We start from the raw sequence: 21,449 nt of genomic DNA, 5'->3' as shown, positions 1-21,449 counted from the left end.
CCTATGCTGTTCGCAAGCACAGATTCAGCGACGTCGAAACGCGCTCACCGCAATGAATGCGATAAGCGCGCGGTGATGCAGTGCGGGAACGGCGCGCGCCGCCGAATGCGTTACGCCAACCGCGAAAGCACGCTCACCGTCGGCTTGGAAAGATTGAGCGTGTAGAAGTGCAGCCCCGGTGCGCCGCCGTCGATCAGCCGCTGGCACAGCGCCGCGACGAAATCGGACGCGAACTCGCGCACGCTGTCGACGTCGTCGCCGAACGCCTGCATGCGCTTGCCAATCCAGCGCGGGATCTCCGCGCCGCAGGCTTCGGAGAAGCGGCGCAGCTGGGTGAAGTTGGAGATCGGCATGATGCCCGGGACGATCGGCACCACGACGCCGAGCTTGCGCGCGTCGTCGACGAAGCGGAAATATGCGTCGGCGTTGTAGAAGTACTGCGTGATCGCGCCGTTCGCACCGGCGTCGACTTTGCGCTTGAAGTGGCGCAGGTCGGCCAGCGCGTCGTCGGCCTGGGGATGGCACTCCGGATAGGCCGCGACTTCGATGTGGAAGAAGCCGTCGTATTCGGAGCGGATGAACTGCACCAGGTCCGAGGCGTAGCGGAAGTCGCCGGTATGGCCCATGCCCGAGGGCAGGTCGCCGCGCAACGCGACGATGCGGCGGCAGCCCATGGCCTTGTAGTGCAGCAGCAGCTCGCCCAGTTCCGCGCGCGTGCCGCCGACGCAGGACAGATGCGGGGCCGCGTCGAGGCCGTGATGCGCGTGCAGGCGTTCCACCGTCTCCGGGGTGTACGACAGCGTCGAACCGCCCGCGCCGAAGGTGCAAGAAACGTAATCGGGGTTCAGCGACTTGAGCCTGGCAGCCGTCTTGTCGAGTTGTGCGCGTTGCTCGTCGGTCTTCGGCGGATAGAACTCGAAGCTGATCGGGGGGAGGGGCATCGGCGGGCCATGGTGCGGATTCGCAGCAAGTCTATCGCTTCATCGCGATGAGAGGAAATAAGGAATGGCGGCAGGAGAGGCCGCCGCTTGTCCCGATCTGCGGCCGTCCGCCACGGACGGCGGCCGGCCGTCATCCGATCCCGGCCAGAAGGAACGCGCCGGGTGAGGCTGGTGCCACGTCCACACCGTGCCACGTGCCACAAGGAGCTCCTCATGCAAGTGCTTGCCCAGGCGGCCTTCCAATCCGCGTTCCGCTGCGCCTTCCGCATCTTCGCTGCCGGCTTTGCGCTGGCGTTCTTCGGCTGGCATTCGGCGCACGCCGCCACGCCGCAGACGTTCCGCGACCTCAAGGTCGAAGTGGTGGGCGAAGGCCGTCCCGTGCTGATGGTCCCCGGCCTCAACAGCGCCGGCGAAACCTGGAGCGAAACCTGCGCCGCGCTGCAGGAGGACCACGTGCAGTGCCACATCGTCACGCTGCCCGGCTTCGCCGGCCAGCCGTCGGCCACGGATGCCAACAAGCAGGCGTGGCTCGACGACATGCGCGACCGCCTGCTCGCCTATGTGGATGCGCGCAAGCTCAAGCACCCGATCGTGATGGGTCACAGCCTGGGCGGCTTCCTCGCCCTGCAGATGGCGATCAAGCAACCCGAGCGCTTCGATCGCGTGGTCATCGTCGATGCGCTGGCCTTCCTGGGCGCAGTGCGCAATCCGGCGGCGACGGCCGATGAAGTCCGGCCGATGGCGGAGGCCATGCGCAAGCAGATGCTCGCGCAGGACGAGGCGGGCTACCGCGCGGGTGTCGCCGCCAATCTGCAGGGCATGGTGCACGACCCCAAGCGCGTGGCCACGCTTGCCACCTGGGGCAATGCCAGCGACCGCACGATCACCGCGCAAGCCATGTACGAAATGATGACCACCGATCTGCGCGGCGAGTTGGGACGCATCCAGGTACCCACGCTGGTGCTGGGCGCGTGGGCCGCGTACGCGCCGTACGGCGTCACCAAGGAATCGACCGCCGCGCTATACCAGGCGCAGTACGCGAAATTGAAAGGCGTGCGCGTGGAGATGAGCGAAGGCGGCTACCATTTCCTGATGTGGGACGATCCGCAGTGGCTGCAGCAGCAAGTGCGCGGCTTCATCGCCGGCAAGTGATGCACCGTTCGCAGCATGGATCCAAGGACGGCCAGCGTGCGCTGGCCGTCTTTCTCAGTGACTGAGCTCAATCCAGGAAGGAATCCGTTTCGATGACGCGCACCGATGTCCGCTTCGCCCTGTTGAACCTGATTCCGGCGTCGCTCTACGCCGGCTTCATCGTGATCAGCTTCAGCATGATGAGCGGCTCCATGACCGCGGCCTGGTGGCTGGCGCTGAGTCTGGGCACCGGCCTGTGGCTGTTCACGGGTCTGTTGCGGACGGTGGCCGTGCGGCGGGACTGGTTCGCCCTGGGGCCGGGGCCGTTGTTGCTGCGGCTCACGGTGGGCGTGGCGATCGGTGCGTTTGCGGTGCAGTTCCTGGTGCGCGTGGTGATCGAAAGCGCGGATCGACTGGGGCTGTACCACCTTGCACCCAACGACACCTACGGACTGCGCGAAGCCATCGTGTACGCGATCCAGGTCGGCCTGATCCTGTGGCTGTGGGTCGCCGCCTGGGCCGGCTGGCATCTGCTGCGGCATCGCCGCCAGAGCGAGCTGGCGCGGCTGCGCGCGGAATCGCAGCGCAACGCGTTGGAACTCGATGCCTTGCGCGCGCGTTTGAACCCCCACTTCGTCTTCAATGCTCTGAATAACGTGCGCGCGCTGATCAACGAGGAACCGGCGCGGGCGCGCGAAGTGGTCACGCGCTTGTCGAACATCCTGCGCCATGCGCTGGAACACAGCCAGCGCGAGTCGGCCACGCTGAGCGAGGAGCTGGCCGTGGTGGACGACTACCTCGCCGTCGAAAGCGTGCACTATGAGGAGCGCCTGCGCGTGCACCGCGACATCGCCCGCGACGCGCTCGACGCGCAGCTGCCGCCGATGCTGCTGCAGCTGCTGGTGGAGAACGCGATCAAGCACGGCATCGCACGCACGCCGGGCGGCGGTGAACTGGGCGTGTCGGCGTGGCGGCACGAGGGCAGGCTGGCGATCGAGGTCAGCAATCCCGGACGTGTGGAGCAGTCGGGCGGCGGCCACGGTGTGGGCCTGGCGTATCTGCGTGCGCGGCTCGCGCGCGATCCGGGTAGTCATTTCGACCTGCTGCAGAATGGCCCACGCGTGTTGGCGCGGTTGGAGGTGGTCCAGTGAGTGCCTCGTCACGGCCGCTAAGGGTGCTGATCGTCGACGACACGCGCCTGGCGCGGCAGGAGCTGCGCACGCTGCTGACCGAAGTCGCGGACGTGGAATGCATCGGCGAGGCCGACGACGTACCCGCCGCGCAGGCCGCGATCGACAAGCTGCAGCCCGACCTGGTTCTACTCGACATCCAGATGCCGTCGGGCACCGGCTTCGACGTGCTGGAAGGCATCGATCATGCGCCGCTGGTGGTGTTCACCACCGCCTACGATCACTACGCCGTGCGCGCCTTCGATGCCAATGCGCTCGACTATCTGGTCAAGCCGGTGGTGCCAGAGCGCCTGGCGGCCGCCATCGCCCGGGCACGATCAAGGCGCGCCGCGGCGGAACCGGTCGACGCTGAGCCGCGCGCGATGCTGGGCGCCAGCGATCAGGTGTTCCTGCGCGATGGCGAGCAGTGCTGGTTCGTGGCGCTGCACGAGATCAGCCGGATAGTGGTGGACGGCAATTACGCGCGGGTGTGGTTCCGCGAGGAGAACGCCTTGCTCGCGCGCAGTCTGAGTGCATTGGAAGCACGGTTGGATCCGGCGCTGTTCTTCCGCGCCAACCGCAACACTTTGGTGAATCTGCGCATGGTCAAGAACATCGACCTGGCGGTGGGCGACGGCTACGACCTGACGTTGAAGGACGGCAGCGTGATCGAGGTATCGCGTCGGCAGGCGCGGGAGTTGCGGGACAGATTGGCGCTGTAGCGTCTTTTGGCTGCTCGTCATCCCCGCGAAGGCGGGGATCCAGGGACTTTGCTTGTCTCTGCTTTAGAAGCTGCCGGCTTCGGTGGGACGCACTACCCGCCGGGATGGGGGTGGCTCCGACCCTCCGGACGGCAGTCCTGCCTTTAGTCGGGCCGCGGACCATCCCTGGTCCGCTCTCCGCCACCCCCATCCCGGCGGGCAGCGCTAATCGCGAACGTGACGTTCGCCGCTTCGGCCCTGCGCTCTTCTTCTCCCCGCGTGCGGGGAGAAGATGCCCGAAGGGCAGATGAGGGGAGGCGAGCGCAGCGAGCTGCCTTTGCTTATTCGTAGAAGCGCCTGAGATGTGTGGGAGGGCAGGCGGTGCCGGTGGGGGCGGCGTGACTGTCGGCGGCATGGATGCCGCTGACAAGCCTCCATGGACGGATTCACGGCGTGTCACGCAGCCCCCACCGGTGCCGCCTGCCCGTCCGAGACCCCACGCTGGTCCCAGCAAAAAGCCAGAATGAAAGTTTGAAAGTGAAAGAGCCCGCAAGAAAACTTTCAATGGCAAAAAAAACGGGCGCCGAAGCGCCCGTTTTCTTATCGCGTCACAACCGTCGATCAGTAGCGGTAATGATCCGGCTTGTACGGACCTTCCACCGCCACGCCCAGATAAGCGGCCTGGTCGTCGGTCAGCTTGGTCAGCTTCACGCCGATCTTTTCCAGATGCAGGCGCGCGACTTCCTCGTCGAGCTTCTTCGGCAGGATGTAGACCTTGGCTTCGTAGCTGTCCTTGTTCGCCCACAGGTCCAACTGCGCCAGCGTCTGGTTGGAGAACGAGTTCGACATCACGAAGCTCGGGTGGCCCGTCGCGCAGCCCAGATTCACCAGGCGGCCTTCGGCCAGCAGGAAGATGCTGTTGCCATTGGCGAAGGTGTACTTGTCGACCTGCGGCTTGATGTTGAGCTTGGTCGCGCCCGAGGTGTTGAGCTTGTCGACCTGAATCTCGTTATCGAAGTGGCCAATGTTGCAGACGATCGCCTGGTCCTTCATCTGCGACATGTGCTCGAGCGTCAGCACGTCCTTGTTGCCGGTGGTGGTGACGTAGATGTCGCCACGGCCCAGCGTCGATTCGACAGTGTTGACCTCGAAACCTTCCATCGCGGCCTGCAGCGCGTTGATCGGATCGATCTCGGTCACCACCACGCGCGCACCGTAGGCACGCAGCGAGTGCGCCGAACCCTTGCCCACGTCGCCGTAACCGCAGACGACGGCGACCTTGCCGGCCAGCATCACGTCCATCGCGCGCTTGAGGCCGTCGGCCAGCGATTCGCGGCAGCCGTAGAGGTTGTCGAACTTCGACTTGGTGACCGAGTCGTTGACGTTGATCGCCGGCACCAGCAGCTTGCCCTGTTCGGCGAGCTGGTAGAGGCGATGCACGCCGGTGGTGGTCTCTTCCGACACGCCCTTCCATGCCTTGACGACGCCGGCGAAGTAGCCAGGGCGTTCGGCGTGGACGCGCTTGAGCAGGTTCTTGATCACCTGTTCTTCGTGGTTCGACGAGGGCGTGTTGACCCAGTCGGAACCATTTTCGAGTTCATAACCCTTGTGGATCAGCAGGGTGACGTCGCCGCCGTCGTCGACGACCAGCTCCGGACCCTTGTTGCCCGGGAAGGTCAGCGCGTCGAGCGTGCAGTCCCAGTATTCCTCCAGCGATTCGCCCTTCCACGCGAACACCGGCGTGCCGGACTTCGCGATCGCAGCGGCGGCGTGATCCTGCGTCGAGAAGATGTTGCACGAGGCCCAGCGCACGTCGGCGCCAAGATCACGCAGTGTCTCGATCAGCACGGCGGTCTGGATGGTCATGTGCAGCGAGCCGGTCACGCGCACGCCCTTGAGCGGCTTGGCCGGTGCGTACTCGTGGCGGATCGACATCAGGCCCGGCATCTCGTGCTCGGCGATGTCGATTTCCTTGCGGCCCCAATCGGCCAGCGAGATGTCGGCAACCTTGTAGTCGCCTTCGGTCGAGAAGGTCTTCGGTACGGCGTTCATGGTGTAGCTCCGTTGTTTGGAAGTCGTTCGCCGGAATGGCGTGACTTGCATTAACGGGCGCCGTTGTTGCGTTTGGAACCTCGCCGAGCCTGGCCGCGGGAAACTCACCGCGGTCGCAGCGCCCCTCGGCGGGGCAGGGGCGGAATTCTACCGCGTTGGGAGGTGGCGGGTCTTCATGAACAGGCGCTTGGGGAGGTGCGTTTCGGCGCTGAAAAAGCGAACGGGCCGCGTTGCGGCCCGTTCCCCCTCATCCGCGCTTCGCGCACCTTCTCCCCGCAGGCGGGGAGAAGGAAAGGCGGGGTTACTTCTTGAGACCGGCGTCCTTGCGCAGCGCTTCGGCGCGGTCGGTCTTTTCCCAGGAGAAGGCGGTGGCCTTCTGCTTCTTGCCGGCGCCGTCGGTGTAGCTGACTTCCTTCGGCTTGCGGCCGAAGTGGCCGTAGCTGGCGGTCGCCTGGTAGATCGGGTGCTCCAGGTCCAGCATCTTGGTGATGCCGTACGGGCGCAGGTCGAAGTGCTTGCGGATCAGCTTCTCGATCTTGTCGTCGCTGATGTGGCCGGTGCCGAAGGTGGTGACCGAGATGGAGGTCGGATCGGCCACGCCGATCGCGTACGACACCTGCACTTCGCACTTGTCGGCCAGGCCGGCGGCGACGATGTTCTTCGCGACATAGCGCGCAGCGTAAGCGGCCGAACGGTCGACCTTCGACGGATCCTTGCCCGAGAACGCGCCGCCGCCGTGACGGGCCATGCCGCCGTAGCTGTCGACGATGATCTTGCGACCGGTCAGGCCGCAATCGCCCACCGGACCACCGATGACGAACTTGCCGGTCGGGTTGATGTGCACCTTGTTCTTCGACAGCGCTTCCAGCCACTTCTTCGGCAGCACCGGCACCAGGATTTCCGCGCGCACGGCTTCGATCAGATCCTTCTGCTTGATGTCCGGATCGTGCTGGGTCGAGAGCACGACGGCGTCGAGGCCGAGGACCTTGTTGCCTTCATAGCGCAGGGTGACCTGTGACTTGGCGTCCGGGCGCAGCCACTTGAGCTTGCCGCTCTTGCGGACCTTGGCCTGCTGCTCGACCAGGCGGTGCGAGTAGTACAGCGGCGCCGGCATGAATTCCGGGGCTTCGTTGCAGGCGTAGCCGAACATCAGGCCCTGGTCGCCCGCGCCTTGTTCTTCCGGCTTCTTGCGGTCGACGCCCTGGTTGATGTCGGGCGACTGCTTGCCGAGCATGTTGATGATCGCGCAGGTGTGGCCGTCGAAGCCGACTTCGGAATTGTTGTAGCCGATGTCGTTGATGACCTTGCGCGCGAGCGCTTCGATGTCGACCCATGCCGACGTGGTGACTTCGCCGGCGACGATGGCGGCGCCGGTCTTCACCATCGTTTCGCAGGCCACGCGGGCGCGCTTGTCCTGCGCGAGGATCGCGTCGAGGACGGCGTCGGAGATCTGGTCCGCGATCTTGTCGGGATGGCCTTCGGAAACGGATTCGGAGGTGAAGAGGTAGCTGGTGGACATCGAGGCTTTCCTTGATTAATCCCTTCATGGGGATGAAAAGATGGCCGCGCATGATACAGCGTCAAGCTGGCCGGTGCATGAAGGGCTCATTGTGCGCTTCGAGGCGCCGCCGGGAATATCAAAAGCCATTACCTGCTGCCTAACGATCATCTGGCTGTCATAGATCCGCAGCCTGGCTGTCGCATCGCATCGTCAGGCTGCCGCCCGGAAGGGGGCAGTCGGCAATGCAAAAGCTCGAGCAACAGCTGCAACAACGGTTTCCGCACTGGTTCCGGGGGCGCCGGGCGACGCTGGCGCGGCCGCTGCTGCGCGCCATCGGCCGCTGGTCGAAGTTCGACGCCATTGCCGGGTTCCTGGCCACCAGCGGCCATCTGCGCGACTTCGAATTCGTCCGCTCCGCGCTGGATTTCCTCAAGGCGCGCTACGTCGTCGAAGCGGCCGAGCTGCGCCGCATTCCCGCCAGCGGCCGCCTGCTGATCGTCGCCAACCATCCGTCCGGGGCGCTGGACGCGCTCGCGCTGCTGGACGCGGTCGGGCAGGTGCGGCGCGACGTCAAGATCATCGCCAACGATCTGCTGTCGGCGCTGGACCCGCTCTCGGGCCTGCTGCTGCCCATCCGCATCCTTGGCGGCAAGCCCAGCGCCGAGAGCCTGCAGGGGATCGAGCAGGCGCTGCGCGAGGAGCGCTGCGTGATCATCTTCCCGGCCGGCGAAGTCGCGCGGCTGGGGCTGCGTGGCGTGACCGACGGCCGCTGGCGCCGCGGTTTCCTCCGCTTCGCCCGCACGACCGCGACGCCGGTGCTGCCGGTGCGCATCGAAACGCGCAATTCCGCGCTGTTCTACGGCGCTTCGGCGCTGTTCAAGCCGGCGGGGACCGCTTTGCTGGCGCGCGAAATGTTCGCCCGCGGTGCGCGGCGGATCGCGTTGCGCATCGGCCATCCGCTGCGCTTGCCGCAGGACGGCAAGGCGACCGAGTTGCTGCGCCAGGTGCGGCGCGAACTGCATGCGATCGGTACCCGCCACGAACGCCCGGCGCCGATCGGGCCGGAGCCGCTGATCGACGCGGTCGATCCCGCGCTGGTGCGCGCCGGGGTGGAGGCGATGGAATCGCTGGGCCGCACCTTCGATGGCAAGCACATCCGCGTCGGGCGCCTGTCCGCCGGCTCGCCGTTGCTGCGCGAGATCGGGCGTCTACGTGAAGCGACGTTCCGCGCGGTCGGCGAGGGCACGGGCTATCGCCTGGACGTGGATCTATACGACAGCTGGTACGAGCACATCGTGCTGTGGGACGACGCGGCATCGAAGATCGCCGGCGCCTATCGTCTCGCCCGCGGCGCCGCGGTGCTGGCCGAACGCGGGTTGGCCGGCTTCTACACCGCCTCGCTGTTCGACTACGCGCAGGACGCGCTGCCGCGCCTGCGCCAGGGCATGGAGCTGGGGCGCAGTTTCGTCGCGCCCGAGTACTGGGGCAGCCGCAGCATCGATTATCTGTGGCAGGGCATCGGCGCGTACCTCGTGCGGCATCCGCAGGTTCGCTATCTGTTCGGACCGGTATCGATCAGTGCCGCGCTGCCGATCGAGGCGCGCGAACAGATCGTCGCCTACTACGCGCGCTATTACGGCGCGGGCGAGCGCTGCGCGGAATCGCGCCAGCCCTTCGTGTACCGCGCGGCGCCACCGCAGTTTGGCGAAGACCTCGACGCGGCGATGGCGTTCCGCGTGTTGAAGAACAATCTCGATGCGCTCGGCGCCAGCCTGCCGATGCTCTACAAGCAGTACACGGACTTGTGCGAGCCGGGTGGGGCGCGCTTCCTCGCGTTCGGCGTGGACCCGGCCTTCAGCGATTCCGTCGACGGGTTGATCGAGGTCGACATGAGCTGCCTGCGTCCGAAGAAGCGCGAGCGCTACCTCACTCCTGCGGAGCCGCGCGCGACCGAGGTGACCGAATGACGTCCGCTATCGCGCCGCTGGCTCCTCGTCGGCGCGCGGTATTCGTCTCCGACGTCCATCTGGGCTCCAAGCATTGCCACGCGGCGGAATTCGCCGATTTCCTTGCGGCATTGCGCTGCGATCGTCTGTACCTGGTCGGAGACATCGTCGATCTGTGGTGGCTGGCGTCGCGCCGCGCGATCTGGAAGGACGCGCACAACCGCGTGGTCGAGGCGCTGCATGCGCTGCGCCGTGCGGGGACCGAGATCATCTATGTCCCGGGCAATCATGATCGTCCAGTGCGGCGTTTCTGCGGGCTGGTGCTGCCGCGCATGGCGATCCGGCGTCGCACCATCCACGTTACCGCCGACGGCCGCCGTTTGCTCGTCGTGCATGGCGACGACTATGACTCGGTCACGCACTTCGGTGGTTTGCAGGAAGAGTTCGGCGACTGGCTGTACTACCGGATTCTTACCGGGAACCGTCTGCTGAACTTCTGCCGTCAGCGCGTGGGGCTGCGCTACTGGTCGCTAGCGGAGTTCCTCAAGCGCCAGAGCGGTGCGGCTGAGCGCTATATCGCCCGTTTCGTGCAGGCGGGCTTGGACGATGCGCAGCGTCGTGGCGTGGACGGGATCGTCTGCGGGCATATCCATCGTGCGGGGCTCTTCGAGCGCGATGGCTGTGTCTACGCCAACGACGGCGACTGGGTGGAGAGCCTGACGGCATTGGCCGAGGATCCGGATGGCACGCTGCGCTTGCTCGCGCATACCGGCGAAACCTTGGCATTGTTGCCGCCGCGGCTAGTTTTGAGCGTAGACGAGCGGGGATTGCCGCAGGCTGCTTGACGTTGCGCTTTGGGCTTCCCAGTGGGAGGGCGGTGCCGGTGGGTCTGCGTGACACGCCGTGAATCCGTCTATGGAGGCTTGTCAGCGGCATCCATGCCGCTGACAGTCACGCAGACCCACCGACACCGCCCTCCCCCCAAACATCTCCGTTGTTCGCCGAAAGCACACGCAACGCAAGCCCTTGGCTCTTCTTCTCTCCGCGTGCGGGGAGAAGATGCCCGAAGGGCAGACGCCCCGACGGAAGCACCCTTGGGGTGTGAGGGGCGAGCGCAGCGAGTGCTTTGCTTTTTTTGCCAAAGCATCCGAGATGTGTGGGGCGGGCAGGCGGTGCCGGTGGGCAGGCATGACTGTCGGCGGCATGGATGCCGCCGATCAAGCCTCCATGGACGGATTCACGGCGTGTCACGACTGCCCACCGGCACCGCCTGCCCGCAGCGGGAGCGCATGGCTACCGCATTTCGGTGAGCAAGAGTGCCCTGACGAAGCTCATGAAAAGCCGCGCTACGAACGCGGCAGCGCGGCCACGCGGGTACGCAGGTCTTGAGCCCACGGGTGATTTCTTCCCCAGCCGTCGGTGAAGATCTTCAAGGCGACGGCGTAATGCTCGCGCGCTTCACCGTAACGATGCTGGCTCGCGCGCAGCTGGCCCATGCTGCGTTCGATGATGCCGCGGCGGACGTTGTTGGCGGGCAGGGTGTCGCGCGCCAACTCCAGCCCTTCGCGAAGATAGGGTTCGGCGCGCGCAGGCTCATTCTTCTTCAGGTACGCGCGGCCCATCGTATCCAGGAGCAGGATCACATAGGCCTGCCGGCGTCGACCGTTGCGGTCGACCGAATTCAACGCCTGCTGCAGCAGCGGAATCGCCTCATCGGGCTTGCCCAGTTCGACCAGCGCCTCGGCGACGCGATTCATCGAGTAGTGCGTCCAGTTGTGATCCGCGCCCTGCACGCGCATGCGCCCAGCCAACGCGCGTTGCAGCAGCGGCAGTGCCTTCGCCGGCTGGCCCCGCTCCAGCCGGATCAAGCCGAGGTAGTGCACAGCCGTCAGCGTGCGCGGATGGTTGTCGCCGATGGTCTCGACCAGGCCTTCGTGGATGTGGCTGAAGAGCGCATCGGCTTGGTCATACTCGCCGCGCATCATCAGCATGTCGCCGAGCGAAACCTGTCGCCACAGATATTCGGGGTGGTCCGCGCCGAGCTGGCGCTTCGAGCGCGCCAATGCATCCTGCAGCGCGGCGAGTGCCTCGTCCCAGCGGTTGGTTTCGGTGTACAGATCGGCGAGCGTCGCATCGATCTCCGCCAGGGCGGCCGGTGACTTCAGCGAGGCATTGCGCAAGCCGCGCAGTTCGCGCACGGCGGATTCGAAGTGGTCGGTTTCGTACAACATCATCGCGTGTTCGCGACGCGCGCGCAGCGTACGAGTGCTGTCCGGGCCGTATTGGTGCGACAGCATCGGCAGCAGGTTGCGATACAGCGTATCGGCGCGTGCGTACTGCGCGTCGTAGGTCAGCGCCAGGGCCAGGAATTCGGCGGCGTCGAGGGTCTGCGGGTCGGCCGGGCCCAACGAACGACGGGCGTCCGCGTAAGTGCGCTCCAACCGCAGGCGTGCCTGTCGCCAGTGCCCTTGTCCAAGCCAGGCGCGACCGATGGACAGGCCGATCTGCGCACGCGCCGCGGGCTGATCCGGGAACCGTTCGTCCAGCCGCTCCTCGGCGCGTGTCAACACGTCGCCGATGTCCTCGTCCATGCGATAGGGATCGGCGATGGCGAGCAGGTCATCGTTGATGAAGCGGTTGACCTCGCGCGTGGCTGCGGCGTTGCGCTCGGCGCGTTGCCATTGCAACGACGTCGCCACGATGCCGGACACCAGTGCGAGGCCCGCCCCGGCAACGGCGAAGGCCAGTGCGGGTTCGCGTTGCGTCCAATGGCCGAAGCGCTGCCAGACATTGAGCGGGCGCGCGCGGACCGGTCGGCCTTCCAGATAACGGCCGAGGTCGTCCGCCAGCGCGCGCGCGGTGAGGTATCGCTGCAGCGGCGAACGCGCCAGGCATTTGCGGCAGATCGACTCCAGGTCGCGATGCACGTCGGCGCTGCGGCTGAGCCGGCGTACGCGTCCTTCGCGTACCAGGCGCAAGGTCTCCTCTGCCGTGGGCGCGAGGAACGGCGGCGTGCCGGTGATGCATTCGTAGAGGATCGTGCCCAGCCCCCACACGTCGGTAGCGGGCGTCAGCACTCCGCGTTGCGGGTCGGCCTGCTCTGGCGCCATGTAGCTGGGCGTGCCGAGCACCTGTTCGTTCTCGATGCTCAGGCTGTGGCCGAGACGTCGGGCCAGGCCGAAGTCGGCGATCTTGGGTTGCCCGGTGTGGTCGAGCAGGATGTTCGAAGGCTTCAGATCGAGATGCAGCACGCCGAGGCGATGCGCGTAGTCGGCCGCTTCGGCGATGGTCCGCACCAGCGTGCACGCATCGCGGGGAGGCATCGCATGCACGCGATCGAGGCAGTGATCCAGCGTCTCGCCGCGGACCAGCTCCATCGCGTAGTAGATCAATCCATCCTGCTCGCCGATCGCGTACACCGCGACGATGTTGGGGTGGTGCAGCCCCGCGGCGCTCTGCGCTTCGGACTTGAACATCGCGATGAAGTCCTGCGACGCCCAGGGCCCGGCGGAGAGCAGTTTGATCGCGACCTCGCGATCCAGCGATGCCTGGCGTGCGCGATAGACCGCGCCCATGCCGCCTTCCCCCAGCCGCTCCAGCAGCTCGAAGTCACCAAAATGGCGCTGTGTCGAATCCCCCAGGTCCAGTTCCAGCGTCGGCGAATCCGTGCGCGAGCCGCGCTCAAGCAGAATCCCGGGAGACTCGTGCGTCGACAGCCCGAACGCCATGCGCACCAGGCCCGGATCCGGCGCGCGGGGTGTCTGCGTGTCGCGCGGCGTCATGGCGACGACGCATGCGTCGCGGATGGCTTCCTGTGCCTGTGGGGGTCAGAGCGTGCGCGCGGATCGCAGTTCATCTCAGCTGTCGAGGTGCTTCAACGCATCGCGCAGATCGTGCAGTTCCGACTCGACGGCTTCCGGTCCTCCGCAGGTATCCGCCAGTTCTTCGCGCACGCATTCGCGCAGCCGCGCGCGTAGCCGATGCACGGCCACCGCGACCGTATTGGCGCGCAAGCCCGTGGCATCGCTGATGCGCTGGTAATCCTCAGCCGCCGGGCGCTCGCCGAGGAAGGGACTGAGCTGTTCGAACAGCGCACTCTTGCCGGCGCGCGCCGCTTCCTCGCGCAGGCGCACGTAGCTGCGTTCCAGGACGGTCATCGCCCATGCTCGCTGGAAGACCTGGTCCGGGTTCTCACCGTCGGGCGCCTCCAGCAGTTCCAGCGCATGGCCGCCATCGGCGCGCATCGTGCCGCCACGCTTGAGTGCGTGCGCGGCGTCGTGGGCGCTGATCAGGAAGCGGCGGATCGCGATCAGCAGGAAGGCACGAAAATGCCCGCGGTCGCGATCGGCATCGGCATCCCAGCGGCCTTCGAGGAAGCGGGCGAAGAATTCCTGGGTTAGGTCTTCCGCATCGGCGTGCGAGTACCCGTGGCGGCGAACGTAGGCGAGCACGGGTGCCCGATAGGCCCGGCAGATTTCCTCGAGCGCGCGCCGGGACGTGCCTGGATCGCGTGCATCGAAGATGAGGCTCCAGCGTGTCGTTGCGAACCGCGTCATTTCACTCCTGCACCTTTCGTGCCTGCGCACGCGGTGCCCCAAGCGGGAACAGGCGTCAAGCAGAGTCCGTGCGGCGCTTCCATGCCAGTACCGGATCGGGTGACGTGGCTTTCGGAATTCCTAACGCTCGTGCCGTCGGGCCTGGCGCGGGGCTGCGCTTTGCTGGCTAGAGGTCACGGGCGCCGGTAGCATCGATGCATGGACTCACTTACTCACCTCTTCGTCGGCGGCGCCATTGCGGCGGCCCTGGCCCCAGCCTCGCAGCGTCGCGCAGCGCTGCTGGCGGGCGCCGCCCTCAACACGATCCCCGATCTCGACGTATTGCCGCTGCTGCTCAGCGACGATCCGGTCTCGCGCATGGTCTGGCATCGCGGCGTGACCCATTCGCTGCTGCTGTTGCCGTTCGTCGGCTGGATGTTGTGGGCGTGGTTTCGCGGCCGCGGTGGGCGCGTGGCGCAGGCGCCAGGACGATGGTTCTGGATATTCCAGTTCGGCTTGCTGTCGCATCCGCTGCTGGACGCCTTCACCGTCTATGGCACCCAGTTGCTGTGGCCGCTGCCGGTGGCGCCGGCGATGTGGTCGAGCCTTTTCATCATCGATCCGGTATTCAGTCTGTGCCTGATCGTCCCGTGCGTAGTGGCCTGGTTCGCGCGCGAGCGTCTCGTGGCCCAGCGCACGCTCGTTGCCGGCCTCTTTCTGGCAGTGGCGTATCTGGGACTTTCCCAAGTGGCGAAGCGGCAGGTCGAGCGCGACGCCGAGCAGGCGCTCGCGGCGCGCGGCCTGGGCGATACGCCGCACTTTTCGACGCCGATGCCGTTCAACGTCCTGCTCTGGCGTGTGGTGGCGCTCACGCCCAATGGATTCGTCGAGGGCGAGCGCTCGTTGGTCGCCGATCGCGGACTCATGGAATTCCACGAGTACCGCAGCGACACCGCGGCGCTGAAGTCCGTGAAGAACTATCGCGCGGTGGAGCGCCTGCTGTGGTTCAACCACGGATTCATGAAGGCGCAGCAGCGGCACGGCCTGCTGGTCTTGTCGGACTTGCGGATGGGCTCGGAGCCCGATTATTCGTTCCGCTTCGCGGTGGCTCAGCGCGACGGCGCGGGCTGGCGGGAAATTCCACCGCAACAGCTGGCCTGGCCGTGGGAAGCCCGACGCCGGCTCGATGCGATGTGGCGGCGCATTTGGCAAGCGCCGCCGACATCGCAGTCACGTCCGGCAGCTCGTTCGGAGGCTGGCCGGGCTGTCGAGCCGTGAGTGGGGTTACGGGGTGTTGGCGCTGCGGCGATTCTCTTCGAGCACTGCCAGCATTGCGCGCGCCTTGGTATCGGGCGAGGCCGCGATCAATTCGCCACGATTCATCAGCTGATCGTAGCGGCCTTCGCCGATCGCCTTGCGCAGCTTCGCCAGGCTGCGGTCGTAAGTGTAGGGATACTCGGCGAACGAGGTGCGGACGCCGAGGAGCATGTTGACCTTGCGCTCGCTGAGCCCGGTTTCCTGGGCGAGCTGCTTGCAGGGGTTGCCGCCGGCCAGCGCCGGAGCCGAGATGGCCATCAATGCGGCCGCTAGGATTGTGAGCCTAGTGTTCATGGGGTTGCCTCCTGTTGAGTGCATCGTCGATGTGCTGACTCGACGAGAAACGCCCGGGACGGCTGCGGCTAACGTCGCTGTGGGGGGCGGTCCCGTACTGCCTAATTCTGCAAACGCGCGATGCGATTACATCGCCCATAGGACGTTATTACTTTCGGCGGCAGGAACAAGGTTCGTGGTCGTCGCGACAATGCGCGCACATCGATACAGCAACAACGATCAACGCGCGCGCCGCGATGCGGGCATTTGCGCATCGCGTCGAAAGATTTTCGTTTCAGTTGCGACCTTCACGCATGACTTTGGTCATGTGCCTTCGTGCGGCACGAATCATGTCGCCAAATTGATTCAAGCGGCCGCAGGAAGTTGCGGTGCGATGCCCGCCGCCAATGCGTCGAAGTATTCGCGCGTGAGCCGCAGCTGCGCATCCGCCGATTCAGCCTGATTGACGACGGCGCGGAAGGTCGCGTTTTCGGGGCGATCCTTCGCATACCAGCCCAGATGCTTGCGGGCGATGCGTACGCCGGCTTGTTCGCCGTAGAAGGCATGCAGTTGTTCGAGATGTGACAGCAGGATGTCGCGCACTTCGCTTAGCGACGGCGGGGGCAGCAGTTCGCCGGTAGCGAGGTGGTGCGCGATTTCGCGGAAGATCCATGGGCGGCCTTGTGCGGCGCGGCCGATCATCACCGCGTCGGCGCCGGTGTGTGCGAGTACCTGGGCGGCCTTCTGTGGCGAATCGATGTCGCCGTTGGCGATCACCGGGATCGACAAGGCGGCCTTGATGGCGGCGATCGTGTCGTACTCGGCGATGCCGGTGTATTGCTGGTCGCGGGTGCGGCCGTGCACCGCCAGTGCGGCGATGCCGGATGTTTCGGCGATATGGGCGATGGTGAGGGCGTTGCGCTGTTCGGCGGCCCAGCCGGTGCGGATCTTGAGCGTAACCGGCACATCGACGGCGCTGACGACCGCTTCGAGAATGCGTGCGACGAGGGGTTCGTCGCGCATCAGTGCGGAGCCGGCCCAGGCGTTGCAGACCTTCTTCGCGGGGCAGCCCATGTTGATGTCGATGATCTGGGCGCCGTGGTCGACGTTGTAGCGGGCGGCCTCGGCCATGACTTCGGGGATGGTGCCGGCGATCTGGACGCTGATCGGGGCGGGTTCGCCGTCGTGATCCATGCGGTGGCGGGATTTCGCGGTGTTCCAGAAGCGTGGATCCGACGTGGTCATTTCCGACGCGCACAGGCCGGCGCCCAGGCGCTTGCATAGCACCCGGAAGGGTTTGTCGGTGACTCCCGCCATGGGCGCTAGGAGCACGCGGGGGGCGATGTCGAAGGGGCCTATCCGCATGGGGCGAATTGTAGGCTGCCGCGGCCGCTGAGCCACGAAAGCTCGAGCTGCCCGGGAGAGAGGCCGGCGCCGGTGGGCAGTCGTGACACGCCGTGAATCCGTCCATGGAGGCTTGTCAGCGGCATCCATGCCGCTGACAGTCACGCCTGCCCACCAACGCCGTCCTCTCCTGACATATCGCGGGTGCTTCAAAAAAAAGAGCAGTGCGTCAGCGGCCGTTGATGAAGGAAGCGACCGCGGCCCGTACAGCTTCGTCGTTGTCGAGGCCGCCGTGTGTAGTTGCGCGGGTGGCGGCTTCACCGGCGCGCCAGCTGAAGCCGGGGCAGCGCAACTGTTGGATCTGGCCGCCCCAGGCGTGTGTGGGTAGGGCGGGGATCAGGTGTTTTTCCATGCCGAGGATCGGCGTTTCCTTGTGTCCTTCGAACGAGCGCGACACCAGGTACAGCAATGAATGGCCGTAAGGCTTGCAGGTGTCGTCGGCGCGCTCGGCGGCATCGGTGAGATTGGCGAGCAAGACGGGTATGCGGCGAGTAGCGATCGCTGCGCCGAGGTTGCGGTCGAATTCGTCCAGGCGGACCGCGGCCGCCAGCAGGCTCACCGAGGCGACGTCGAAACCGGCTTTGAGCGCCGCGGCGCCGAGGTGCGACTGGACGATCGAACCGGCGGAATGACCGATCAAATGCAGGCGCAGCGGCGGCAGGCTGGCGCGTGTGGTCGGGCGGCGTAGCAGCGACAGCAGTTGCGCCACGCCGGCGTCGCGGGCTTCGGAGATGTCGCGTGCGTTGTCCTTCATCTCGTTCCACAGCAGGCGCCCGGGCTGGCGCGCCAGTCCTTCCAGGCGTTCGTTCCACCACTCGCGCAGTTCGTCCTTGAAGCGGGTCCAGCGCTCGCCGCCGGTTTTTTCGGCTTCGCCGCGCACCACGTCCTCGAACAGATTGCCCAGGGTCTGGAACGCGCCGGTTTCCCACATCAGGAAGATCGGGAAGATGCGGTTCGAGTACAGATATGGGATCCACGCGCGCGCCGTTTCGGCCGCGGTGTCTTCGCTGGTCAGGCCGCCATGTGCGTACAGCGCGATGTCGATGTGGCCGTCGCGGTGGGCGTTCCAGAGCGTGGCCGCGTGCGGCAGGTGATGTTCGACCAGCAGGCGCAGATCGTCGGGGGTGGTGCGGAAGCGGCCGCGGTCGCTGAGCCGGCCTTCGTTCTCCATGTCGATCACGAACGGTGCGATCTCGTGATAGGCGAGGGTGGCGTTGCGCGAGATCTGCACGTTGCCGGCGGCGTCGGTGCGTAGCGACGGGGCGCGGGCGACGTGCTCGTGCTCGGTCGTGAGGGCGCCCAGTTGCACCACCCAGCAGTCCATCGCGTTCGCCAGCCAGTCGCCGTAGGGCAACACCGCGAAACCACCGCGGCCCCAGGCCGGTCCCCATGAGTTCTGCACGACGAAGCCGTCGCAGGTATAGCCGACGATCGCGAAGGCGTGGCCCTGGTCGCGCGCGCCGGTGCCGGATTGCATGACCGGGATTTCGCCGATGGCCGTCGGTGCCGGTGAGCGCGCGCTGCGCAGCAATGCGTCCCAGCCGGTATGCGTGTAGGTGCTGGCGTAGATCGCGCCGACTTCGGTCAGGGCGACGTGCATGTCGCGGATGTTCTTCGGGTCGATGCGGTAGTACGCGCCCATCGGCCGCTTCACCGCGTCGAGCCACCAGTCGGACTGATCGTTGCTGGCCCTCGGCATCTGCAGGTTGCGCCACAGGCGTTCGGCGCTGGCGCCATGATGCGACCAGCCCTTGAGCGCGCCGCGCAGCGACGAGCCGCTGTCGGTTTCGTCGCCTTCGTCGGCCCACTCGTCGTAGCGGCGCGCCATGCTGTAGAGCATGAAGCCGGACATCATCTCGACCGGGCGCTGCGCGCGATCGAGCAGGTATTCGATCACCGTGGCCAAGGCGAAACCGGTGCAGGCGTTGGTCTGTCCCTGTTGCTTCACCGGCTTGGGATCGTTGGGCATCATCGCGTCGCGTGGCGCGATGGCGATGTTGGGGCGGTATTCCCAGTCGCGCAGATCGACGGCGTCGGGGCGCACGTTGCGGCGGCGCAGGTTCTCGCGGCGAATTTCGACGATGGGGGTAAAACCCTGGCGTCCCGGCGGCAACGTCGCGCGCTTGCGGAGACTGCGCTTGCGCCCGCGCTCATCGGCCAGGATGTCCTGCCATTGCTCGTAGGCGTCGGCAAGGCGCTTGTCGTAGCCGTTCGCCGCGAAGCCCGGTCCGTTGTAGCCGCGTGCGAAGGCCTTCCAGTTGCGGCTGCGCAGCGCCGGCAAAAACGGCGGCCGCGACACGAACTTGACCAGCAGTGCCAATTGTCGGGTCGCGCTTTCGTATTGCTGGGCGACGAAGGCCTCGACGTCGGCGCAACCGCAGTAGGGATAGTTGAATCCCATGATTTGGAACATCCCCCAGCTCGCCGACTGCAGCGCGGCGATGCGATCGAGGCGGCATGCTGCCTCCAGCCGGCGCCACTCGCCGGCGAGCGAGCCGGCGTATTTGCGCGCGCTCCATTTCGGATAGCTGAGGTCGGGATGTTCGCGGCTGTAACGGCCACCGGTGAGGCGATGGAAGGCGTGACCTTCGAACAGGACCTTGGGTTTGTCCGAAGGCGCCGGCAGGAAGCCGTCGCCTTCCGACTCGACCTGCGCCAGCGCGCGCAACGTGGCCGGGTCCAATTCCAGTGCCAGGGCGAAATCCAGCCAGGACTGGTCCGCGATGCGGCGCTTGTCGGCCGCGTTGTTGCGGGGTGCGATGCTCATGTGCGTCTCCCTGCTCCGATCCGTCGACATCCTTCACGCGGGCGCCGTGCCGTCGATGGCATCCGCTTCCTGCGCAGTGAAGCATGCCGCGACTACGGCGATGTGTGGGCGTGAATTTGCATGCCAGGATGCCGTTTCGTCGTCGCCGAGCCTGCGACCGGAGCAAGCTCAAGGTCGCGTTCGCGCCCCTTGGCAGGGCTGCATTTCGCGCCCCTTGGCGGGGCCGCATTTCGCGCCCCTTGGGCAAAGAAAAAGGGCCGCATTCGCGGCCCTTTCGAGTGCTGCTTGCCCCTTTCGGGGTCGGGGTTGGGTCAGCCGCCGAAAGTGGTCAGCACGCCCGCGATCGTCGCGGTCATGAAGGTGGCGATCGAGCCGCCGAGCACTGCCTTCAGGCCCAGGCGGGCCAGGTCGTGGCGACGCTCCGGAGCGAGGCCGCCGATGCCGCCGATCTGGATCGCGATCGAGCTGAAATTGGCGAAGCCGCACAGTGCGTACGTGGCGATCAGCTTGCCTTGCGGGGTCAGCGTCGTGCCGGGCACCTTGCCGTTGATGATGTCGGACAACTGCAGATAGGCGATGAATTCGTTGAGCACGATCTTCTGGCCGATCAGGCCGCCGACGGTGGTCGCGTCCTGCCACGGCACGCCGATCACCCAGGCGATCGGCGCCAGCACGTAGCCGAGCAGCGTGCCCAGGTCGGTAGGCTTGCCGAGCGTGTGGGCGATGCCGGTGACTTCGCCCGCCCAGGTCAGCGGCGCGTTCAGCAGCGCGATCAGCGCGGTGAAGGCCAGCAGCATCGCGCCGACGTTCAGCGCCAGGCGCAGGCCGTCGCCGGCACCCGCGGCGGCGGCGTCGATGACGTTCGCCGTGCTCTTCTCGACTTCCATCTTCACCTTGCCGCGGGTCAGCGGTTCGCCGACTTCGGGGCTCAGAATCTTGGAAATCACGAGTGTGGCCGGTGCGGCCATGATCGAGGCCGTCAGCAGGTGCTTGGCGTAGAACGCCTGCTGCACCGGATCGCTGCCGCCGAGCATGCCGACGTAGGCCGCGAGCACGCCGCCGGCGATGTGGGCCATGCCGCCGACCATGATCGTCAGCAGTTCCGACTGTGTCATGCGGCTCAGGTACGGACGGATCGTCAGCGGCGCCTCGGTCTGGCCGATGAAGACGCTGGCGCACACGCTGGTGGTTTCCGCGCCGGACACGCGCATCACCTTGGTGATCGCCCAGGCCATGCCGCGCACGATCCACTGCATCACGCCCAGGTGGTAGAGCATGCCCATCAGCGCGGCGAAGAAGATGATCGTCGGCAGCACCTGGAAGGCGAAGATGAAGCCGAACTTCGCCGGCTTGGACAGGTCGCCGAAGATCAGCTGGGTGCCGACCCCGGTGAACTCGAGCAGCTTGACGAAGCCGCGGCCGAGCGCGTCGAACACGTCCTTGCCGCCGGGCACCAGCAGCACAAGTGCCGCGAAGGCGATCTGCAGGGTCACGCCGGTGATGACCAATTTCCAGTCGACGGATTTCTTGTTGTTCGAGAACAGCCAGGCCAGCCCGATGAGGACGGCCAGGCCGAACAGGCCGAAGGCGGCGCGTGCAAATGCTTCCACTGAATTCCCCTGTGCCAGTGACGGCGTGAAGGGCGCAGGGTAGCGGGTGGCCGCCAAGCCGGGCAACCAAGGTCCGCCAGAGGCGCCGTCAGATGGCTGGGG

15 protein-coding genes and 1 riboswitch are annotated in these 21,449 nt (G+C 66.2%); of the genes, 6 read left to right on the top strand and 9 right to left on the bottom strand.

Annotation, left to right across the window (positions count from 1 at the left end):
- Positions 1 to 110 precede the first annotated feature (110 nt).
- On the bottom strand, positions 111 to 941 hold the full coding sequence (gene metF, locus ACYVJ8_RS11215) for a methylenetetrahydrofolate reductase [NAD(P)H] (protein ID WP_460712362.1): 831 nt from the start codon (positions 939 to 941) through the stop codon (positions 111 to 113).
- A gap of 213 nt (positions 942 to 1,154) precedes the next feature.
- On the opposite strand from metF, the gene ACYVJ8_RS11210 reads away from it, so the two are divergent.
- From ACYVJ8_RS11210 to ACYVJ8_RS11200, 3 genes are all read left to right on the top strand, one after another.
- On the top strand, positions 1,155 to 2,093 hold the full coding sequence (locus tag ACYVJ8_RS11210) for an alpha/beta fold hydrolase (RefSeq protein WP_460712360.1): 939 nt from the start codon (positions 1,155 to 1,157) through the stop codon (positions 2,091 to 2,093).
- Positions 2,094 to 2,185: 92 nt separating this feature from the next.
- Positions 2,186 to 3,223: a sensor histidine kinase gene (locus ACYVJ8_RS11205; RefSeq protein ID WP_460712358.1), complete on the top strand. Its 1,038-nt coding sequence runs from the start codon at positions 2,186 to 2,188 to the stop codon at positions 3,221 to 3,223.
- Positions 3,220 to 3,963, top strand: coding sequence for a LytR/AlgR family response regulator transcription factor (locus tag ACYVJ8_RS11200; RefSeq protein WP_460712356.1), 744 nt, complete (start codon positions 3,220 to 3,222; stop codon positions 3,961 to 3,963). The genes ACYVJ8_RS11205 and ACYVJ8_RS11200 overlap by 4 nt, the downstream gene beginning before the upstream one ends.
- A gap of 600 nt (positions 3,964 to 4,563) precedes the next feature.
- Here the strand turns inward: ACYVJ8_RS11200 and ahcY are convergent.
- Both ahcY and metK read right to left on the bottom strand, forming a co-directional pair.
- Positions 4,564 to 5,994, bottom strand: a complete 1,431-nt coding sequence (gene ahcY / locus ACYVJ8_RS11195; RefSeq protein WP_460712354.1) for an adenosylhomocysteinase — start codon at positions 5,992 to 5,994, stop codon at positions 4,564 to 4,566.
- A 48-nt stretch (positions 5,995 to 6,042) separates the two neighbouring features.
- Positions 6,043 to 6,127, bottom strand: a riboswitch (S-adenosyl-L-homocysteine riboswitch).
- Positions 6,128 to 6,295: 168 nt separating this feature from the next.
- The gene (gene metK, locus ACYVJ8_RS11190) at positions 6,296 to 7,513 is read right to left on the bottom strand and encodes a methionine adenosyltransferase (RefSeq protein WP_460712352.1); all 1,218 of its coding nucleotides are present in this window, start codon (positions 7,511 to 7,513) and stop codon (positions 6,296 to 6,298) included.
- 224 nt (positions 7,514 to 7,737) lie between these two features.
- Between metK and olsF the strand changes: the two genes are divergently transcribed.
- Together olsF and ACYVJ8_RS11180 are read left to right on the top strand one after the other, a co-directional pair.
- On the top strand, positions 7,738 to 9,462 hold the full coding sequence (gene olsF / locus ACYVJ8_RS11185; RefSeq protein ID WP_460712350.1) for a bifunctional ornithine lipid synthase OlsF: 1,725 nt from the start codon (positions 7,738 to 7,740) through the stop codon (positions 9,460 to 9,462).
- Complete coding sequence (locus tag ACYVJ8_RS11180) at positions 9,459 to 10,286, top strand: UDP-2,3-diacylglucosamine diphosphatase (RefSeq protein ID WP_460712348.1); 828 nt, start codon at positions 9,459 to 9,461, stop codon at positions 10,284 to 10,286. The genes olsF and ACYVJ8_RS11180 overlap by 4 nt, the downstream gene beginning before the upstream one ends.
- Before the next feature lie 501 nt (positions 10,287 to 10,787).
- Here the strand turns inward: ACYVJ8_RS11180 and ACYVJ8_RS11175 are convergent.
- Both ACYVJ8_RS11175 and ACYVJ8_RS11170 read right to left on the bottom strand, forming a co-directional pair.
- Entirely contained in the window at positions 10,788 to 13,223 is a 2,436-nt protein-coding gene (locus ACYVJ8_RS11175; protein WP_460712346.1) for a protein kinase domain-containing protein, read from the bottom strand.
- A gap of 75 nt (positions 13,224 to 13,298) precedes the next feature.
- On the bottom strand, positions 13,299 to 13,997 hold the full coding sequence (locus tag ACYVJ8_RS11170) for an RNA polymerase sigma factor (protein WP_460712344.1): 699 nt from the start codon (positions 13,995 to 13,997) through the stop codon (positions 13,299 to 13,301).
- A 198-nt stretch (positions 13,998 to 14,195) separates the two neighbouring features.
- Between ACYVJ8_RS11170 and ACYVJ8_RS11165 the strand changes: the two genes are divergently transcribed.
- Positions 14,196 to 15,254 carry a metal-dependent hydrolase gene (locus ACYVJ8_RS11165; RefSeq protein WP_460712342.1) on the top strand — a complete coding sequence of 353 codons (1,059 nt, stop codon included), beginning with the start codon at positions 14,196 to 14,198 and terminating at the stop codon, positions 15,252 to 15,254.
- A 6-nt stretch (positions 15,255 to 15,260) separates the two neighbouring features.
- On the opposite strand, the gene ACYVJ8_RS11160 is transcribed toward ACYVJ8_RS11165, so the two are convergent.
- The 4 genes from ACYVJ8_RS11160 to ACYVJ8_RS11145 form a co-directional block, all read right to left on the bottom strand.
- Positions 15,261 to 15,587 (bottom strand): hypothetical protein, encoded by a 327-nt coding sequence (locus ACYVJ8_RS11160; RefSeq protein WP_460712340.1) that lies wholly within the window; start codon positions 15,585 to 15,587, stop codon positions 15,261 to 15,263.
- Positions 15,588 to 15,932: 345 nt separating this feature from the next.
- Positions 15,933 to 16,931, bottom strand: coding sequence for a tRNA dihydrouridine synthase DusB (gene dusB, locus ACYVJ8_RS11155; RefSeq protein ID WP_460712338.1), 999 nt, complete (start codon positions 16,929 to 16,931; stop codon positions 15,933 to 15,935).
- 208 nt (positions 16,932 to 17,139) lie between these two features.
- Positions 17,140 to 19,737: an N-acetylmuramidase domain-containing protein gene (locus ACYVJ8_RS11150; RefSeq protein WP_460712336.1), complete on the bottom strand. Its 2,598-nt coding sequence runs from the start codon at positions 19,735 to 19,737 to the stop codon at positions 17,140 to 17,142.
- Positions 19,738 to 20,048: 311 nt separating this feature from the next.
- Positions 20,049 to 21,347, bottom strand: a complete 1,299-nt coding sequence (locus tag ACYVJ8_RS11145) for a NupC/NupG family nucleoside CNT transporter (protein ID WP_460712334.1) — start codon at positions 21,345 to 21,347, stop codon at positions 20,049 to 20,051.
- Between the last annotated feature and the right edge of the window lie 102 nt (positions 21,348 to 21,449).

Source organism: Lysobacter terrae (genome assembly GCF_054782215.1).
Note: the sequence above shows the minus strand (reverse complement) of the source record. Positions and strands in the feature narration are given on the sequence as shown.

What these genes read in the sequence shown, in the direction of transcription:
- metF (WP_460712362.1), bottom strand. Translation starts at nt 941, where the DNA reads ATGCCCCTCCCCCCGATCAGCTTCGAGTTCTATCCGCCGAAGACCGAC.
- ACYVJ8_RS11165 (WP_460712342.1), top strand. Translation starts at nt 14,196, where the DNA reads ATGGACTCACTTACTCACCTCTTCGTCGGCGGCGCCATTGCGGCGGCC.
- metK (WP_460712352.1), bottom strand. Translation starts at nt 7,513, where the DNA reads ATGTCCACCAGCTACCTCTTCACCTCCGAATCCGTTTCCGAAGGCCAT.
- ACYVJ8_RS11205 (WP_460712358.1), top strand. Translation starts at nt 2,186, where the DNA reads ATGACGCGCACCGATGTCCGCTTCGCCCTGTTGAACCTGATTCCGGCG.
- ahcY (WP_460712354.1), bottom strand. Translation starts at nt 5,994, where the DNA reads ATGAACGCCGTACCGAAGACCTTCTCGACCGAAGGCGACTACAAGGTT.
- ACYVJ8_RS11160 (WP_460712340.1), bottom strand. Translation starts at nt 15,587, where the DNA reads ATGAACACTAGGCTCACAATCCTAGCGGCCGCATTGATGGCCATCTCG.
- ACYVJ8_RS11170 (WP_460712344.1), bottom strand. Translation starts at nt 13,997, where the DNA reads ATGACGCGGTTCGCAACGACACGCTGGAGCCTCATCTTCGATGCACGC.
- olsF (WP_460712350.1), top strand. Translation starts at nt 7,738, where the DNA reads ATGCAAAAGCTCGAGCAACAGCTGCAACAACGGTTTCCGCACTGGTTC.
- ACYVJ8_RS11210 (WP_460712360.1), top strand. Translation starts at nt 1,155, where the DNA reads ATGCAAGTGCTTGCCCAGGCGGCCTTCCAATCCGCGTTCCGCTGCGCC.
- ACYVJ8_RS11180 (WP_460712348.1), top strand. Translation starts at nt 9,459, where the DNA reads ATGACGTCCGCTATCGCGCCGCTGGCTCCTCGTCGGCGCGCGGTATTC.
- dusB (WP_460712338.1), bottom strand. Translation starts at nt 16,931, where the DNA reads ATGCGGATAGGCCCCTTCGACATCGCCCCCCGCGTGCTCCTAGCGCCC.
- ACYVJ8_RS11175 (WP_460712346.1), bottom strand. Translation starts at nt 13,223, where the DNA reads ATGACGCCGCGCGACACGCAGACACCCCGCGCGCCGGATCCGGGCCTG.
- ACYVJ8_RS11150 (WP_460712336.1), bottom strand. Translation starts at nt 19,737, where the DNA reads ATGAGCATCGCACCCCGCAACAACGCGGCCGACAAGCGCCGCATCGCG.